At 64.3% G+C, this 16,346-nt stretch carries 19 protein-coding genes; 10 read left to right on the top strand and 9 right to left on the bottom strand.

Going from position 1 to position 16,346, the window contains the following annotated elements:
• Nucleotides 1-63: 63 nt before the first annotated feature.
• Nucleotides 64-480 carry an SRPBCC family protein gene (locus tag GA0061098_RS14700; RefSeq protein WP_091956947.1) on the bottom strand — a complete coding sequence of 139 codons (417 nt, stop codon included), beginning with the start codon at nt 478-480 and terminating at the stop codon, nt 64-66.
• A gap of 355 nt (nt 481-835) precedes the next feature.
• Between GA0061098_RS14700 and GA0061098_RS14695 the strand changes: the two genes are divergently transcribed.
• Complete coding sequence (locus GA0061098_RS14695) at nt 836-1,102, top strand: hypothetical protein (protein ID WP_028144937.1); 267 nt, start codon at nt 836-838, stop codon at nt 1,100-1,102.
• 234 nt (nt 1,103-1,336) lie between these two features.
• Complete coding sequence (locus GA0061098_RS14690; protein WP_091956946.1) at nt 1,337-2,959, top strand: ABC-F family ATP-binding cassette domain-containing protein; 1,623 nt, start codon at nt 1,337-1,339, stop codon at nt 2,957-2,959.
• Here the strand turns inward: GA0061098_RS14690 and GA0061098_RS14685 are convergent.
• Nucleotides 2,956-3,951 carry a glycerophosphodiester phosphodiesterase family protein gene (locus GA0061098_RS14685; protein WP_091956945.1) on the bottom strand — a complete coding sequence of 332 codons (996 nt, stop codon included), beginning with the start codon at nt 3,949-3,951 and terminating at the stop codon, nt 2,956-2,958. The two genes, GA0061098_RS14690 and GA0061098_RS14685, sit on opposite strands and share 4 nt — an antisense overlap.
• 147 nt (nt 3,952-4,098) lie before the next feature.
• Between GA0061098_RS14685 and GA0061098_RS14680 the strand changes: the two genes are divergently transcribed.
• Nucleotides 4,099-4,974: an MBL fold metallo-hydrolase gene (locus GA0061098_RS14680; protein WP_091956944.1), complete on the top strand. Its 876-nt coding sequence runs from the start codon at nt 4,099-4,101 to the stop codon at nt 4,972-4,974.
• A gap of 197 nt (nt 4,975-5,171) precedes the next feature.
• Here GA0061098_RS14680 and GA0061098_RS14675 read toward each other — a convergent pair whose 3' ends face one another.
• Nucleotides 5,172-5,420, bottom strand: coding sequence for a hypothetical protein (locus tag GA0061098_RS14675; RefSeq protein ID WP_091956943.1), 249 nt, complete (start codon nt 5,418-5,420; stop codon nt 5,172-5,174).
• A 203-nt stretch (nt 5,421-5,623) separates the two neighbouring features.
• On the opposite strand from GA0061098_RS14675, the gene GA0061098_RS14670 reads away from it, so the two are divergent.
• Entirely contained in the window at nt 5,624-6,088 is a 465-nt protein-coding gene (locus GA0061098_RS14670; RefSeq protein WP_091956942.1) for a cupin domain-containing protein, read from the top strand.
• Nucleotides 6,089-6,094: 6 nt separating this feature from the next.
• Here GA0061098_RS14670 and GA0061098_RS14665 read toward each other — a convergent pair whose 3' ends face one another.
• The gene (locus GA0061098_RS14665) at nt 6,095-7,057 is read right to left on the bottom strand and encodes an alpha/beta hydrolase (protein WP_165637360.1); all 963 of its coding nucleotides are present in this window, start codon (nt 7,055-7,057) and stop codon (nt 6,095-6,097) included.
• 116 nt (nt 7,058-7,173) lie between these two features.
• Here GA0061098_RS14665 and GA0061098_RS46100 point away from each other — a divergent pair, with 116 nt between their 5' ends.
• The 3 genes from GA0061098_RS46100 to GA0061098_RS14655 all read left to right on the top strand — a co-directional run bounded on the left by GA0061098_RS46100 (nt 7,174) and on the right by GA0061098_RS14655 (nt 7,999).
• The gene (locus GA0061098_RS46100; protein ID WP_245323327.1) at nt 7,174-7,290 is read left to right on the top strand and encodes a nitroreductase family protein; all 117 of its coding nucleotides are present in this window, start codon (nt 7,174-7,176) and stop codon (nt 7,288-7,290) included.
• Complete coding sequence (locus GA0061098_RS46095) at nt 7,291-7,545, top strand: hypothetical protein (RefSeq protein WP_245323324.1); 255 nt, start codon at nt 7,291-7,293, stop codon at nt 7,543-7,545.
• A 250-nt stretch (nt 7,546-7,795) separates the two neighbouring features.
• On the top strand, nt 7,796-7,999 hold the full coding sequence (locus GA0061098_RS14655) for a hypothetical protein (protein ID WP_018322924.1): 204 nt from the start codon (nt 7,796-7,798) through the stop codon (nt 7,997-7,999).
• Nucleotides 8,000-8,040: 41 nt separating this feature from the next.
• On the opposite strand, the gene GA0061098_RS14650 is transcribed toward GA0061098_RS14655, so the two are convergent.
• The 3 genes from GA0061098_RS14650 to GA0061098_RS14640 are packed head-to-tail and all read right to left on the bottom strand — an operon-like array spanning nt 8,041 to nt 10,648.
• The gene (locus GA0061098_RS14650) at nt 8,041-9,159 is read right to left on the bottom strand and encodes an HD-GYP domain-containing protein (RefSeq protein WP_091956941.1); all 1,119 of its coding nucleotides are present in this window, start codon (nt 9,157-9,159) and stop codon (nt 8,041-8,043) included.
• A 50-nt stretch (nt 9,160-9,209) separates the two neighbouring features.
• Nucleotides 9,210-9,542, bottom strand: coding sequence for a PilZ domain-containing protein (locus tag GA0061098_RS14645; protein ID WP_091956940.1), 333 nt, complete (start codon nt 9,540-9,542; stop codon nt 9,210-9,212).
• On the bottom strand, nt 9,539-10,648 hold the full coding sequence (locus tag GA0061098_RS14640) for a DUF2336 domain-containing protein (protein ID WP_091956939.1): 1,110 nt from the start codon (nt 10,646-10,648) through the stop codon (nt 9,539-9,541). The genes GA0061098_RS14645 and GA0061098_RS14640 overlap by 4 nt, the downstream gene beginning before the upstream one ends.
• Nucleotides 10,649-10,948: 300 nt before the next feature.
• Here GA0061098_RS14640 and GA0061098_RS14635 point away from each other — a divergent pair, with 300 nt between their 5' ends.
• Together GA0061098_RS14635 and GA0061098_RS14630 are read left to right on the top strand one after the other, a co-directional pair.
• Nucleotides 10,949-11,896 (top strand): helix-turn-helix domain-containing protein, encoded by a 948-nt coding sequence (locus GA0061098_RS14635; RefSeq protein WP_091956938.1) that lies wholly within the window; start codon nt 10,949-10,951, stop codon nt 11,894-11,896.
• A gap of 49 nt (nt 11,897-11,945) precedes the next feature.
• On the top strand, nt 11,946-12,536 hold the full coding sequence (locus tag GA0061098_RS14630; RefSeq protein ID WP_091956937.1) for an NADPH-dependent FMN reductase: 591 nt from the start codon (nt 11,946-11,948) through the stop codon (nt 12,534-12,536).
• A gap of 6 nt (nt 12,537-12,542) precedes the next feature.
• On the opposite strand, the gene GA0061098_RS14625 is transcribed toward GA0061098_RS14630, so the two are convergent.
• Nucleotides 12,543-14,624, bottom strand: a complete 2,082-nt coding sequence (locus GA0061098_RS14625) for a methyl-accepting chemotaxis protein (RefSeq protein ID WP_091956936.1) — start codon at nt 14,622-14,624, stop codon at nt 12,543-12,545.
• Nucleotides 14,625-14,729: 105 nt separating this feature from the next.
• Nucleotides 14,730-15,161, bottom strand: a complete 432-nt coding sequence (locus GA0061098_RS14620; protein WP_091956935.1) for a DUF1810 domain-containing protein — start codon at nt 15,159-15,161, stop codon at nt 14,730-14,732.
• A 189-nt stretch (nt 15,162-15,350) separates the two neighbouring features.
• Between GA0061098_RS14620 and GA0061098_RS14615 the strand changes: the two genes are divergently transcribed.
• A complete protein-coding gene (locus GA0061098_RS14615; RefSeq protein WP_091956993.1) occupies nt 15,351-16,301 on the top strand; it encodes a DUF2778 domain-containing protein in 951 nt (316 codons plus the stop codon).
• Nucleotides 16,302-16,346: the final 45 nt, after the last annotated feature.

Below are 16,346 nucleotides of genomic sequence, written 5' to 3'. Positions count from 1 at the left end.
TTCCGTCAGCTACTCCGCGGAAATCCGCGCCTGTCAGGATTTCCATCCTGCCTACACACGACGTCACGACTTATTTTGTTTTGCCTCCACATACCGCGCGAAACTGTCGAGGATCGCCTGCCAACCGCCTTGCTGCTGCTCGACCGAGTGCGTCGGTTCGCTGTCGAAGACGACGCGGACGACAACGCCCTTTGGGCCGGGCACGAATTCAACTTCGGCCTTTCGATCGCCGAACGCGTATTCGATCCGCTCGTGTTCAACGATCTTGGTGTAAGTGCCGGCGAAGTCGAAACCCATGCTGCCGTCCTTGGCCTCCATGCGCGACGAGAAGGCGCCGCCATCACGCAGGTCGACCGTAGCCTTGGTCGTATGCCAGTCGTCGGACGCGGCGTTCCACTTCACGATGTCGGCAGGCGTCGTATAGGCACGCCAGACCTGATCGACAGGGGCTGCTACGTTGGTCTCGACGGCGATCCTCATGGGCATTGCTCCAGTTTCACTTTGAAGGCTCGAGGTGATGACATCACTTCACGTGCACGGGTCCATACACGGCACTTCCGAGCAGTGTCCACCGGAGGACGATCGAGACCAGCCCATGCCGACATGGTCGCGCCGCAAATGCATACAAAATGCGAAAGGGTATCATCAGAACGCCTTTGGACCATCCGCCAGCGACCGCGATCAAACTTAAGGCCACAATCTTGTGGCGAATTCGGTCGTGGCGCCAAAGGCGAAGATCAGAACGCCGATGCCCGAAGCGGTAATTGCTCTCGACGTGCCGAGGAACGGCCTCCGGCGCAGCTTGTTGGTCCGGCAAGCAACAGGAGGCGTGACCATGGAACGCATCAGCAAGGGCCAGATCCTCCTGCTCGCCGTTTTAGCCATGATCCTGATCTTGACCGGTGTCTGGGCCGTTTCGGTATGGAATGCCAGCAGCGGGGTCGAGATCGGCAAGCACGGCTGGATCGCGCTAGGCCTTGGCACATTTTTCTCCTTGCTGATTGGATGCGGACTGATGGCGCTGATGTTCTTCAGCAGCCGCAGCGGTCACGATGACAGCGCCGATCCCTTCCGGCACAAGCAAGACAAATCCGCCGAGTGACGTTCGAGGTTGCATCTAGCCCTCAGCCAATTCGCTGCGGCGAACCGATCATGTGGCCCTTAAACTCAAGCGAGATGGCAATGACGCGGACGGTCGAGGTTAATGTGCCCCAAACTGCGGGTGAAATGACCGAATTGGCGCCCGCGCGGGCAGGAATCCGTACCCCGCCGGGCTTCCCCTGGCGGCCGGCATGGCCTATGACGCTGCAACGCAAAAATCCCCCAAAAGACAGACATGATCCGCCTCGACAACGTCAGCAAGCAAGCCGGCCACCAGATCCTGTTCATTGAAGCCTCCGCCGCCCTCAACAAGGGCGAGAAGATCGGCCTGGTCGGGCCGAACGGCGCCGGCAAGACCACGCTCTTCCGGATGATCGCCGGTGAGGAACTGCCCGACGAGGGGCAGGTTTCGACCGATCGCGGCATCACCATCGGCTATTTCAACCAGGACGTCGGCGAGATGTCGGGCCGCAGTGCCGTGGCCGAGGTGATGGACGGGGCCGGTCCCGTCAGCGAGGTCGCGGCCGAGCTGCGCGAGCTCGAGGCCGCCATGGCCGATCCTGACAAAGCCGACCAGATGGACGAGATCATCACTCGCTACGGCGAGGTACAGCACCGTTTCGAGGAGCTCGACGGCTATGCGCTCGACGGCCGCGCGCGCGAAGCGCTGTCCGGCCTCGGCTTCAGCCAGGAGATGATGGACGGCGACGTCGGAAAACTCTCCGGCGGCTGGAAGATGCGCGTGGCGCTGGCCCGCATCCTCCTGATGCGCCCCGATGTCATGTTGCTCGACGAGCCGAGCAACCATCTTGATCTCGAAAGCCTGATCTGGCTGGAAAAATTCCTGCACGATTACGAGGGCACGCTCTTGATGACCTCGCATGACCGCGAGTTCATCAATCGCGTGATCTCAAAGGTGATCGAGATCGATAGCGGCTCGCTCACCACCTACACCGGCGATTACGAATTCTACGAGCAGCAGCGCGCGCAGAACGAGAAGCAACAGCAGGCGCAGTTCGAGCGCCAGCAGGCGATGCTCGCCAAGGAGATCAAGTTCATCGAGCGCTTCAAGGCGCGCGCATCTCATGCGGCGCAGGTGCAGAGCCGGGTGAAGAAGCTCGACAAGATCGAGCGGGTCGAGCCGCCGCGCCGCCGCCAGAGCGTGGCGTTCGATTTTCCGCCGGCACCGCGTTCGGGCGAGGATGTCGTGGCGCTCAAGAACGTGCACAAGGGTTATGGCAGCAAGCGGATCTATGACGGGCTCGATTTCATGATCCGGCGCAGGGAGCGCTGGTGCGTGATGGGCGTCAACGGCGCCGGCAAGTCGACGCTGCTCAAGCTCGTCGCGGGCGCGAGCGAGCCCGATGATGGCACGGTGGCAGTCGGCGGCAGCGTCAAGATGGGCTATTTCGCCCAGCACGCCATGGACCTGCTCGACGGCGAGCAGACGGTGTTTCAGTCGCTCGAATATGCGTTTCCGACCGCGGGGCAGGGAAGTCTGCGCGCGCTCGCCGGCTGCTTCGGCTTCTCCGGCGACGACGTCGAGAAGCGCTGCCGCGTGCTGTCAGGCGGCGAGAAGGCGCGCCTCGTGATGGCCAAGATGCTGTTCGACCCGCCGAACTTCCTCGTGCTGGACGAGCCGACCAACCATCTCGACCTCGCCACCAAGGAGATGCTGATCACGGCACTGGCCGATTTCGAGGGGACCATGCTGTTCGTCTCGCATGACCGGCATTTTCTGGCGACATTGTCGAACCGGGTGCTGGAGCTGACACCGGAAGGCATCCACCAGTTCGGCGGCGGCTACACGGAATATGTCGCGCGCACCGGGCAGGAGGCGCCGGGGTTGCGGAGCTAATCTTTGCTCTTTCCCGCAACCTTGCCCGCAATCTTGGCGATGGCCTCGATCTCGTTGGTCCAAATGCCGCCGGCATAGCCTTGCGGCAACCGCGCGAACGCTTCCGGCGTATCGATGCCGGTGGAGAACTCTCCGCCGCTGTAGGGACCGAGCACGAACACCGCGCTGTTGACGCCGTTCATGCGTGCGAGAAAGCGATCGGGCCAGCCCCATAGCCAGGGTGCGGCGTTGATCGGTACCAGCACCATCGCGTTGCGGCAGGCCGCCGGGACCAGGCCGGTCCAGCCATAGCCGATATAGCGGATCAGGCAGCTCCGGATGGCCGCGCGCGAGATCGTGCGGACATCGGGGGTGAGGCGACGGATCGCGTCGATGGGCTCGTCGCCACCATAAACCATGACCGTGCGGCGCCGCTCGGCCGGCAGCGCATTTAGCACGCCGGCAAGTTTCTCGCCTTCGCTTGGGTCTCGGCTCTTCACGTTGATGAGGAGTTTCTTGTCAGGGAAGGTGGCCAACACCTCCGACAATGTCGGCATCATCCCAATCGCCTTGCCGCGGAACGGGAAGGACTTGCCGCCGTCGGCGGTGTAGCCATAGCCGATGTCGAGCATTTTCAACTTCGCCACGCTCTGCTCGCGCGTGACACCGTGGCCGTCGGTGCGGCAATCGAGCGTCCAGTCGTGGAATACGGCGAATTCACCGTCGGTCGTCGGATGCACGTCGAGCTCGACCACGTCGGCGCCGGCGTCAAAACTGGCGCGCATCGATGGAATGGTGTTCTCGAGATAATCGTGGGTCGGCGGCAGCATCCGCGCGGCGGTGCAGGTGTCGTTCTTTACATCGCGCTCATCGAAGCGTTGCGCCATGCCGCGATGGGCAAGCAACACCGGCTTGCCGCCCTGATGCAGCGCCAGAAGGCTGGTGTTGTTGATGTAGACGCCTACCGCGACGGCGATGATGGTTGTCGTCGCGAATCTGAGTTTCCGGCCCACAGATGATTCCCAATTCCGCGATCACCCTCAGCGGTATTTGAGGTTGATTTGCGGCGATCGTTTCGCAGGGGCGCTGTCCGCATCGCGCGGCTTGAACGGCCCCATGCCAGTCGCTACGCTCCTGCAAAAAAGGGGAGTGAAACGGCGATGAAGCAACTCCGGATCGGCGACATCACCATCGACGCGGTCATCGAGCGGGAAGGGCCGTGGCGGCGGCCGCAGGATTTCTTCCCGGCCTATGACGAGGGCGTGTTCGCCCGTCATCTGCCGACGATGGAGCCAGAGGTGTTCGACGCCGCGCGCGGCATGATGGTCATCACCTACCAGACCTTTGTCGTGCGCACGCCGCGCTACACCATTCTGGTGGACACCTGCACCGGCGAGGACAAGGGCCATCCGCCGCCGTTCAATTTTCCCGGCAAGGAGCGCTGGCGCAACGAGCTGTTCGCGCTCGGCATCAGTTTTGAGCAGATCGACTACGTGTTCTGCACGCATCTGCATATCGACCACACCGGCTGGAATACGAGTTTACGCGACGGCCGCTGGGTGCCGACGTTTCCGAATGCGAAATATGTCTTCCACAAGGGTGAATACGCGGCCTGGGAGGCGGAGAATGCCAAGGGCAGCAATCCGCCCGGCACGGTGTTTCGCGACAATTGCCTGCCGATCGTCGAAGCGGGGCAGGCGCTCTTGGTCGACGATGATTACGCGCTGGATGATACCGTCACCTTGACGCCGACGCCGGGGCATTCGCCCTGTCATTGCTGCGTGAACATCTTTTCGAAGGGCCAGCGCGCGGTGGTCGCGGGCGACCTCATGCATCACCAGATCCAGTGCCGCGAGCCGGACTGGTCGGCGAAGCCGGATTGGGACCCGAAGCAGTCGGCGCTCTCGCGGCGAAAATTCTTCGCCTCCGTGGCGGACACCGACACGCTGATTTTGCCGGTTCATTTCCCGGCGCCGACGGCGGGGCTGATCAAGCCGCTGGGCGATGCGTTTGATTATAAGTTCAAGCGGGAGTGATGGCGAAACCTGCAGTGGGATCGACCCGGAGGTCTCGTGTCCCGGACGCGCTGCAGCGTGCAACGCTGCTGCGCAGAGCCGGGACCCATCTATCGAACCATGCATATGGAAGCATGGGCCCCGGCTCTGCAGCGCACCGCTGAAGAAGCGCTGCGCCGCGTCCGGGGCACGAGAGTGCGTTGGATAACGGCGGCGCCTTACGCGCCGACTTCGCACTTCTTCATAAAGCTGTTCTTGGCGGCGCCGGCGAGCGGCTTGCCGTCGGCACTGACGGCCTTGGGCGTGCAGGCGTCGGCCTTGCACTTCTTCAGGAACGAGGTCTTGGCGGCGCCGGCGAGCGCCTTGCCGTCCTTGCCGACCGCCTTGCTCTCGCAGGTTTCTTGGGCGAAGGCCGAGCCTGCCGCAAAGGTGGCAACAATCGCAGCCAGGAAAATCCGCTTCATCATGGGTGTCTCCGTAAACCAGAAATGGCGGAGAGATTGGAGCCGGGAATCGTGGCGCAATCAAGCTGGATGAGGGCCTGCCGTCCGGTCCGGCTGGCGATTTTTTCGAGCGGGAGTCGGCCAGGCGCGCTTCCTGTTGCACTGCTCGCTGACCGCGGCGGGCAATGCTGCTAGGCTTGGCCAGCTTAGCCGGAGGGAGCATCGTGATGGACGCCGTGATCCCGAAACGCCAGGAAGCCGCCGATCAGCATTCGCATCTGGTTCGGCCTCACGACATGGATTGGCAGACGACGCGCTTTCCCGGCTGCGAGGCCAAGACGCTGCTGTTCGATCGCCGCACCGGCCTGATGACCGCCTTGATGCGGTTTGCGCCGGGATCGGTGCTGCCCGATCACGAGCATGTCGGCATCGAGCAGAGCTGGGTGATCGAAGGCGCGCTCGTCGACAAGGAAGGGCCGGCCAAGGGCATCGCCTGCAAGGCCGGCGAATTCATCTGGCGCGAGCCGGGCAGCCGGCATGCGGCCTGGTGCCCGGATGGCGCCCTGATTCTGGCGATCTTCCAGGTGCCGAACAAGTTCTTCGAAGCCGACGGCCGCGCGGTCGACGCCGCCGGTCAGGACTGGGACGAAACCTGGGGGCACACCGCGGCGCAGCGGGTGCAGAGCGCCTAGCGCGGTTTAGGCTCCCCGCATGAGCAAGGCCTTGAAGTCGGCTCGCGCGCGCTGCGCCTCGGCACGCGCGACGTCCGAGGCATCGCCCATGCCGAAATAGCCGTGGATCAGGCCGGGGCCCTCGTGATGCTTGACGCGCACGCCGGCGGCCTCCAGCGCGCGCGCATAGGCAGCGCCCTCGTCGCGCAGGGGATCGAACCAGGCGGTGGTCACGACCGCGGGTGCAAGGCCCGCAAGTGAGGCGGCCCGCAGCGGCGAGACGCGCCAGTCCAGGGCATGGCCTGGATCGGCGAGATAATGGCCACAAAACCATTCCATCGTGGCACGCGTCAGAAAGTAGCCCTCGGCATTCTCGGCGCGCGAGGGATAACGCGCGTTCTCGCGCGCGTCGGCGTAAGCGCCGAGGACGTCGGTCACGGGGTAGACCAGCAATTGCGCGGCGAGCTTGATGCCAGCATCGCGGCAAGCGATCGCAGTGGTCGCGGCGAGATTGCCGCCGGCGCTGTCGCCGGCAACGCCGAGGCGTTTTGCGTCGCCGCCAAATTCCGCGACGCGGTCGAAGATATCACTCACGGCGGCGAAGGCGTCCTCGAACGCGCCCGGAAAGCGCGTCTCCGGCGGGCGGCGATAATCGACCGAGATGACGACGGCGCCGGTCTCGATCGCTAGGTTGCGCGCCTGCCGGTCATGGGTCTCGAGGTCGCCCGCGACCCAGCCGCCACCGTGGAAGAACACCACGGTTGGCGCGGGCGTGCTGCCGATCCGATAGACGCGTGCAGGAAGCAAGCCGGCACCGCCTTTCACCTTGATATCCTCGACGCTGTCGACGGGCGGCGGCGGGATGGCGGCGCGCGAGGCAGCCAGTGCGCGCAAGGAATCGCGGGCGCTCTGTGGCGTCATGACCGTGGGATCGCGCATCGGCATGAGCGGAATGATCTGGGCGATGACGGGATCAAGTGGCGCGGCCATGGCTGTGGTCTCCAGGGTTCTTGGTCTTGCTTGCCGCTTAGCATAGATTTTGCGAGCCGCATCGGCAACCGGCCGTGTCGCCACGCCGGTGAATGAAGGGCAGGGAGGCTTTAGAGGTGGAATTCGAAACGCTGGTCCAGTCGCGCCGCAGCGTGCGCGGCTTCAGGAACGAGCCGGTGCCGCGCGCGGTGATAGAGGCGATCATCGAGAGCGCCAAGCGTGCGCCGTCGTAGATGGACACCCAGCCCTGGCATGTTCATGTGCTTACCGGCGGCCCGCTCGAGGAGGTCCGCCGCCGCAACATGGACGAGATGATCGGCGGGGCCACGGTCAAGCGCGACATCATCAGCCACGGCGAGTACCAGGGCGTGCACCGTACGCGGCAGGTCGACATCGCCAAGAAGCTGTTCGGCGCGATGGGGATCGCGCGCGACGACAGGCCGATGCGGCACATCGTGCGCGAGGTCGCGAAAATTCCGGAGGACTAGGTGATCATGACCTGCGTCGCGATGGGCTATCCTGACGACGACTTTGCCGAGAACGCCGTTCGCTCGGACCGCGAGCATAACGAAGAGTTCGTGCGCTACGTGGGTTTTGCCGATTAGCAGGATGAAGAGGAGATTATTCTCTCGCAAAATTTTTTTGGTGCGGAGTCGTTCGCGGCCTCTTGCAATCTCGAAGATGCGGGAGGAACAATATGCAGACTGAGAGGTTTGTTGCTGGCGCGAGGGAATTGACATGCGGCGGCTGGCTAGCCTGGTTCGATGGTTCTTCGGCCCGCGGCTGCGGCGCCCCATCGATGCTGATCCAAGTCTTCCTTTCACCCCCGAAGAGTTCGGCCGGCTGATTCGCAGCGGCCGCCATGAGGACATGAAGCTGCTGGCCGACGGGCTCGCCTGCCGGTCCATCCCGCACCGCGCCAGCCATCGCGCCACGCACTAGCCGGGGCTCGCTTCGCGGCCATCGCCATAGGCCCGCCGGCCTTATCGCGTGAGCGCGACCTCCTTGAACGAGGTCACCAGCGCTTTCTCCAATTTTCCGCTCATCCCGCAGAGGACGTCGTAGGCTTCCGCACGAGGCATGGTGGGCTTGTAATGCCGGTGCTCGATCAGCGCTGCGAAGATGTCGGAGATCGTGAGAATCCTTACGACGTCGCCGATGCTCTCGGCGCAGAGCGCATCGGGATAGCCGCTCCCGTCGAGATATTCGTGATGATGGCGAACGGCATCGAGGATCTCCGGCGAAATCTTGTCGTGGCCTTTTAGAAACTCATGGCCAGCGGCCGGATGGGTCTCGATCAGGGCACGTTCCTCCGCATCGAGGCGGCTCGGCTTGTCGAGAATGGCGAGCGGGATCTGCGCCTTGCCGATGTCGTGGAACATGGCCGCCGAGTAGAGGCGCTCCAGATCGGCTCTTCCGACACCGAGGCTCAGGCCGAAGTCGATGGCGACGCCGGTCACGAGCAGGCAGTGCTGATAGGTTCCCTCGTGATGGCGCCGCACCGTCGTGAGCCATTCCGAAAGGCCTCGCTGGGTTATGCGGTCGGCGATCTGGCGGCCGGCCTCCTTGGTGCCATCGACGTCGATGGGCTGGCCAAGGGTGACGGCCGTAAACATCGAGGCGATCGCGGTTGCCGCGGCCTCGACCGCGTTGTCGGACCGTGCCATCTCGCCCGGCGCGGCGGAGGACGGATCCGCCGGATCGCACAGCGCAGACAGTAGTTTGGGCCGGTTGATCGTACCGGGCAGGACGTGCGTCGCCCCGAGCGCGTAGGCTTGCGAGATACCGACGTGAGAGCTGTGCTCGAGGAGAAATATCCGCTTCTTCGCCTTGGCGAGCTTGCCAGCCCGTCTCTTGAGGGCGGCGATACTGTCGACGTCGCGCAGGTCCGCGCGGATGACGATGGCGGCGGGCACCTGCGACAGCTTGGCTTCAGCGTCCAGCCGTTCGCCGGCGACGGCGAAACGGTCCTCAAGGATCGTGCAGACGCCGGCCAGCCTGTCGGATGTATCCGCCAGCACATGCACGAAGGAGCGGGCCGCTTCCTTCTCGCGGATGCCGTCCGCGTTGACGGGGCTGAGGATGGTTCGCGCGTTCTGCACCGCTCGACCTGGACTATCGTGGATTGCAATAATTGGGATGAATTGTTGGCCTATTTGCTCCGGGCGACGGTCTGCGTAGCGGCCGAGGGTGCGCTCGCCGGCTTCTTTTTGCCATCAGCGGTGACGAAGTGAATGCCGGCCGTGGTGCCATCGATCCAGATCAGCTCGCAGCGCCGATAGGCGAGCCCGGTCGACGACAGCAGCATGAAGAATTCCTTGGCCTGCAGCACGTCCAGCGTGCCCTCGACCTCGACCTTTGCGCCTGTCTGCGACACGTCGAGCAGAACGCAGCTGCGCCGCCATGTGCCGTCAGAGCCCATCAGATTGACGGCCTGCCTGTGGTCCATCCGCACGCGCGCCGCCTTGCGGCCGTCGAACTTCATCGGCTACCCCCCGTTTTTGCGCCGCGATCTCGCCGACTGCTCTCCTTGACGCTTGCGGCGATTTCCCCCCACCGCACCGTCCACTGACTGGTCGACAGAAGCAGCGTCTCGAAAATGTGTTGTGCGCGTTCGCGCTCGGCAAAGGAAAGCCTGGTGCCGCTGCGGTTGCTCAGGATGGCAAGCGTGGTCTGCCAGTTCAGCCGCGACGCCCGGCAGGCCATCACCAGGCCTTCGCAATCGCCGTCGGTCATGACGTGCTCGACGATCTCGATGGGGGTCCCCGAAAGCACCGACAAGGCCGTGAACAAATTGGCGGTCTCGCCGCGGATCGCGAAGCGGTTCACCGCGGAATCGTTGAGCTTGCCGATGCGGTTGAGCGCGACGATCTCCGGCCGTGCGCTTGCATAGGCGGCCGCGCTAGGCAGCTTGGGCACGATCGGCGCTGCCGCTCGAGGACACGAGACGGTGGAAGCCTTTGGCTCCGCACGTGCGTTGGGGGCCGGCGAGGCCGGCAGCAACTTCCGCAGGACCGGATCTGGCGTGCCTGGTCTGAGCGCCAGGGCCTTCGTGAGTTCGTCATCGCTTGCGCACGTCTCAACGAGCGCGACGTAGGCGGCATCGGAGAACCGTGCCCCTGCGTTGCTGATCAGCGCAAGGTGAACGGAGCGGCCGCCGCGCTTGATGAGCGTCTCGGTCAATTGCGGTTCGATGTGCGCTCGGACAGCAATCGCGAGTTGCTGCGGTTCGCCGCTCGAAATCGCGATTGTTTCGAGATCGGACGTGGAGAGCGCCTGGGATTTGAACAGAACGGGGCAGGCCACGCCGGGATCGTCGTGTAAGGCAAGACGTTGCAGGGTCTTCGGCGGAGCCACTTTGAGCTCGGCAAGCGCCGCGCCGAGTTGAATCAATGCGCTGGCCTCGACCCGCTCCGTCAATCGAAGCAGGACGCCGTCGACCACACTGGCCAGCAATTCCTGAGGCCGGTCGCGGCTGCCGGTGAGCAGCTGCAAAATGCCTTCGAGGATGCGAGCGCAGCGGTCCAGCGGGCAAGTTGCGACCGCATCCTCCAACTCGACCAGAATATCAGCAGGCGAATTTGCCATCATGGCAGGGGCCTGAAATAAAATAGCTATACGATTTAACGAGCTTTATTGGGCCTCAAAGGTGTTAATTTTTAATTTTGAGAATTAAATCCCAGGGTGTTAATGCACCGCGGCATTTCGGGAAATGCTATCGAAATTCGGCAAGGCTCGACGTCCCGGCTTGTCCTTTCAGTTGGACCCTTCCCAATTGATCAGGACACGTTAGGATTGATTCTTCAGGTCCGACGAGAAACCAAAAAGGGGGAAGCGGATCGGCACCGTTGCCAAATGCGCGTCGATTGCGACGCCGGGTTTCGTATTTTCATGAACAGCATTGATGATGTGCCCAGGCTGCCACTCAAGACATTTCGTTTTTCAGATGTCGACGAATTTCGAAGCTCCATACGCGGGCTGACTTTCGAGTTCACGCCTTTCGTACGGAAGATTTCGTCTGAGCAGACAATTCTGTCGTTGCCCGGGTGCGACGTGAATTTGACGCGCGCGTTTCCCCGGGTCGTTGATGCACAGCTCGTCGGGAATTGCACTGCGATCGGCTTCACGATGGACGACCTCAACGTCCCCATTCGCTTCAATGGCTCGCAACGTGCACGTCCGGTCGTGGTCATTGGCAGCGGCGGCGCGGCCTACACCGTCATCGAGGAGGTGCAGCGGCAAATCGCCTCAGTGGTTTTCAGCCCGGAAGTGAGGGACCGCGGCTGGCCCAGAGCTTCCCAGAGCTTCAAGATTTTCGAAACGAGTGCCGCTGGCCTGGACCGGCTGCGCCGTGTGGTGCGTGAGGTGCTGGCCGCGGCCTCAGAGCCCGTCGAGGCGTCAGATCTCCCGGTCAAGGCAAGAGCAATGAAGGAATCCCTGCTCGCGGCCGTCGACCACGTGTTGGGAGATGTCCTTTCGGTCCGCTGGACGCTGCGCCCCAATGACGAGCGGAGCTTCAGGATGTTCCGGGATATCAGTGCGCTACTGTCCGATGACCTCTCGCAGCCGATCTACAGCGAGGAGATTGCCCGCAAGCTCGGACTGTCCGTCCGCACCATGCACGACGTCATCCGCCGCTATCGCGGCATGAGCCTGCACCGTTACTTGCGCCTGCGCCGACTGTGGCTGGTGCGCCGGCGGCTGCTCGCCGGCGCCGACAGCGTCAAGGCGGCGGCGCTTGCGTTCGGCTTCTGGCATCTCGGCGACTTCTCCCGAAGTTACCGCGACCAGTTTGGCGAGACGCCGTCGCAAACGCTGGAGCGCGGACGCGGGCGATAGTTGACGGATCGAGTAGGGCCGGACGCCGGTTTTGTGCTACCGTCCGGCCATGAGCAATCGCATCCTCGTCCTCTACGGTTCCTACCGTTCCGACCGCATGGGCATCCGCCTTGCGAATTTTGTCATCAATCGGCTGCGCGCGCGCGGCGACGATGTCACCTTCATCGACGCCAAGGCGATCGGCCTGCCGATGCTCGACCGCATGTACAAGGAGTATCCGAAGGGTTCGGCACCTGAAGCGCTTGAGATTCTGGCGGGACAGATCCGCGGCGCCGACGGCTTCGTCTTCGTCACCGGCGAATACAATTGGGGCATCCAGCCCGGCCTCAAGAATCTCACCGACCACTTCCTCGAAGAGTGGTTCTGGCGTCCGGCCGCGATCGTGAGCTATTCGGCCGGCCGGCTGTCCGGCGCGCGCGCCGCGACGGCCTGGCACGGCACGCTCTCCGAGATGGGCATGGTGGTAGTGTCGAGCACCATCGGCGTCGGCCCGATCGCGCAGACATTGTCGGCCGACGGCGAGCCGATCGGCGACGGCGGCAAGGCTTTGGAGCGCTCGTTCCCGCGCTTTGCCGACGATCTCGCCTGGTGGATCGAGGCCGCCAAGGCGCAGCGGGCGCGCAAGGCGCCGCCGTACTGAACTTGTCTACGCCGCCCTGACCTCGCCGAGGAAGCGGTCGAATTGGCCGGCGAGATCGCGCGACTGCGTCGAAAGCTGCTCGGCGGCGCCCAGCACTTCCCTTGCGGCCGCGCCCGTGTCATCGGCGGCGCGCTGCACGCCTGCGATATTGGTGTTGACCTCCTGGGTGCCGCGGGCGGCCTCCTGGACGCTGCGGGCGATCTCCTTGGTCGCCGAGCCCTGTTCCTCGATCGCTGCGGCGATCGCGGTGCCGATCTGGTCGATCTCGCCGATGACGTCGGCGACGTTGCGGATCGCGGCCACGGTCTCGTCGCTCGCGGTCTGGATCGCCGTGATCTGCTCGGAGATTTCGGTGGTGGCCTTGGCGGTCTGGCCCGCCAGCGATTTCACCTCGGAGGCGACCACGGCAAAGCCGCGGCCGGCCTCACCGGCGCGGGCGGCCTCGATGGTCGCGTTCAGCGCGAGAAGATTGGTCTGCTCGGCAATGCTCTGGATCAGCGTGACGACGTCGCCGATCTTCTGCGCGCCCTCGGCGAGGGTGCGTGCGGTGTCGCCGGTGCGGCGGGCGTTGTCGACGGCGCGGGCCGCGATCTCGGTGGATTGCGCGACCTGACGACCAATCTCGGAGATCGAAGAGGTCAGCTCTTCGGTGGCGCTGGCGACGGTCTGCACGTTGGTCGAGGTCTGCTCCGAGGCCTTGGCGACGACCGCGGCCTGGCTGTTGGTCTGGGCCGCCGTCGAGGTCATCGACTGTGCGGTGCTTTCCATGGTCGAGGAGGCCCGGGACAGGCCGCCGACGAGCTCGGTGACCTTGGCCTCGAACGCGCGGGTGAGCTCGTCGAGCGCCTGCGCGCGGCGCATCTTGCCGTCGTTCTCGGCCTGCTTCTCGGCCGCGAGCCGGTCGGCCCGGATCATGTTGTCCTTGAAGACCTGGACGGCGGCAGCCATCGCCCCGATCTCGTCGGAGCGCTCGGCGCCCGGGATGCTGTCCGCAACCTCGCCCTCGGCAAGCCGCGACATCCGGCTCGTCAGGTTGACGATCGGCGCGCAGACGCGGCGGCGAACCATCACGATGAGGCCGACGCTCGCGATCAGGACGGCGGCAAGGCCTGCGAGCGCGATGGTGAAGCTGGTGCGCGCGGCCGAGGAGGCGCCGGCGAGGATCTGCTCGGCATTGTCGTAGAACGCGTCGCGGACCTCGATGATGGTGCTGAGGCCGCGCTGCGTGGCGGCGTAATAGGTGTCCATGTCGTGTTCGTACTTGCCGCTGACCGCGCCGTCCTTGACGAGCTTGAGCTCGCGGCCGAACTCTTCGACATAGATCGAATTGAACTTTTCGAGCGCGGTGGCGACGTTCGCTGGCGTTGCCGGATTGCCGCGCAACTCCATCAGTGCCATCACGAGCTGGTCGTTGCGGCCCTGCGAGCGGCCGATGTCGGCCTTCTCGGCGTCGGTCGCCGGCTTCTTGCCGCCGACGAGGTTCTTGTGCAGGCTGGAGTTGAAGCCGCCGACGTCGCGCAACGTCATGGCGGTGTTGGCGTAACTGGCCTGCCGGTAGGCATCACCGTTCAGGATCGCCATGCGGCGGACCTGCTCGTTCAGCAGCGCGGTCACGCCGCTGTTGAGCACGGCATTGTCGGCGACGATCTTCTTGGCCGCGTCCTTGCGGGCCTCCGCCGGCCCGGTGAGTGCCTTGTCGATGGCCTCGCGCAAGGCGGTGAATTTCGCATTGATGCCATCGATGTTGCTGCCGATGCTGTTGCCGTCGTCGAACGAGCCGGGCAGCTCCTTGCGCAGCGCGTTCATCCTGTCGCGGGCGCCGTCGGTCTGCTTGCGCAGCTTGTTCTGTTCGGCGAGCAGCGCAGGGTCGATCGTGGCGGGGCCGTAGAGGATGTTGGTGGAGAAGCCGCGCTCGGGGTTGAGATAGCGCGGGATGTCGCTGGCGGCGCGGACGATCGCCAGGCGGCCTTGCGCCTCGCTGATCCGCTCCATCGTCTGGTACTTGGTCACGGCGACGTAGACGGCGAGGCCGCCACCCACGGTCGAGAGCGAGACGATGGCGGTGGTCAGGAGCGTTCCGATTTTCATGATCTGTCCGGCAATTGGCGCGGGGAGAAAGATATTCTCCGGAAAATAGACAGACCGTATTAATCGCGGGTTTACGCTGGTGGATGCCGCGGGTGCGAGCCTGGCTTAGCGACCGAGGGTGGCAAGGATTTTCAGGGTAGCGGCGTCGCGCTCGCCTGCGAAATAGCGGGCGAGCGCCTCGCCGAACACGGGCTCATCGGACACCGCATCGAACAGCGTCATCGACGAGCGGAATTTGGAATCGTCCGGCGCGCCGAGGATGGCGTTGATGCTCCGGCCCTGAACCGCAAGCACGAGGTGGGTGCATTCGATCAGGCGCGTCCCGAGCACGGGATGGGCGAGATAGGCCTTCGCCTCGGCGCGGGAGCCGATGGCGTAGCGCTGCGACATGGCGCTGAAGCCGAGGCCGGCGATCTGGGGGAAGATGAACCACATCCAGTGAGTCTGCTTCCGGCCCCGGGCCAGCTCCGCCTGAACGGCGCGAAAAACCGGGTTCTGGGCCGTTACGAAGCGCTCTAGATCGAAAGGATCGGTCATTGGATACCTTAGAGGGCCTTGCCGGCCGCGATTATGCCTAACTTTTGGCTCCCAATGTGGTAGCTGGTATAGAGTCTCCGGGCGGGGGTTGGGCCCCCCGGGGGTCGATTTGGGGATCTGATGGTTTCCGACGCAGCACATGCCGAGAGGCTGTTGTCGCGCCGCCGTGTCGGGCGAGCCGAGAGAGTTCTGCTGTCGCTGGCCGCCGTCGCGCTGGCGCTGGGGGCTGCTGCCTGGGTTGTCGATATCGGCGACACGACCCCGCTGGTCACCGCTGCACTGCCGCCGGCCAATAGCCCGTCTTTCGAGGACCGTTTCGCGTCGGCGTCCGGCAACCCGCCCGCCCGCGAGCTCGGCCTGCGGACGATGGAGCGTTCCGCCCTGAGTGCGGTCCAGCTCAAGCTCCGCGATGCCAAGGCGATGCTCGCCCAGAAGCTCCAAGGCGACGATTGGCGCTCGACCCTGACCGATGACGACCGGCACGTGGTTGACGAGACGAGGCCCTCGCAGCGTGCCGACGCCATCCCGATGCCGCGCTCGCGCCCGACCCAGGCGGACCTCTCCGCCCAGATCGCCTCCAGCCAGGCCTATGCCGAGACCAACCCAAGGGTCGACAACCGCAACTTCTTCGAAAAATTCACCGACAAGATCAGGCTGGCCTCGCTGACGCCCGGCGACGGCCTGTTCGGCAAGGCGCCGGATCTGGCCGCCCTCGGCTACGATTCGCGGACGGCGGTCTATGACATCAAGGCCAAGGCGCTCTACCTGCCGAGCGGCGTCGCGCTGGAAGCCCATTCCGGCATGGGCGCGCTGATGGACGACCCCAATCATGTCGACCAGCGCATGGTCGGCGCGACCCCACCCGCAACCTACGACCTGAAGCCGCGCGAAAAGCTGTTCCACGGTGTCCGCGCGCTGCGCCTGACGCCCACCGATGGCACCAGCGCGCTCGGCCGCGTCGGCCTTCTCACCCACAATTACATGCTCGGGCCGCGCGGCGATTCCAACGGCTGCGTCTCGATCAAGGACTATGATCGCTTCCTCAAGGCTTACGACAATGGCGAGTTCAACCGCCTTGTCGTGGTGCCGAGCCTGAGCGGATCTGCGACTGCCTCGCAGCGCGCCAGCACCGACTCCTGATATTCGCCTGCTGCGGCGGGGCTGCCGTTTCCCCTTCGTTAAGCC

Source organism: Bradyrhizobium shewense (genome assembly GCF_900094605.1).
Lineage (GTDB): Bacteria > Pseudomonadota > Alphaproteobacteria > Rhizobiales > Xanthobacteraceae > Bradyrhizobium > Bradyrhizobium shewense.
Note: the sequence above shows the minus strand (reverse complement) of the source record. Positions and strands in the feature narration are given on the sequence as shown.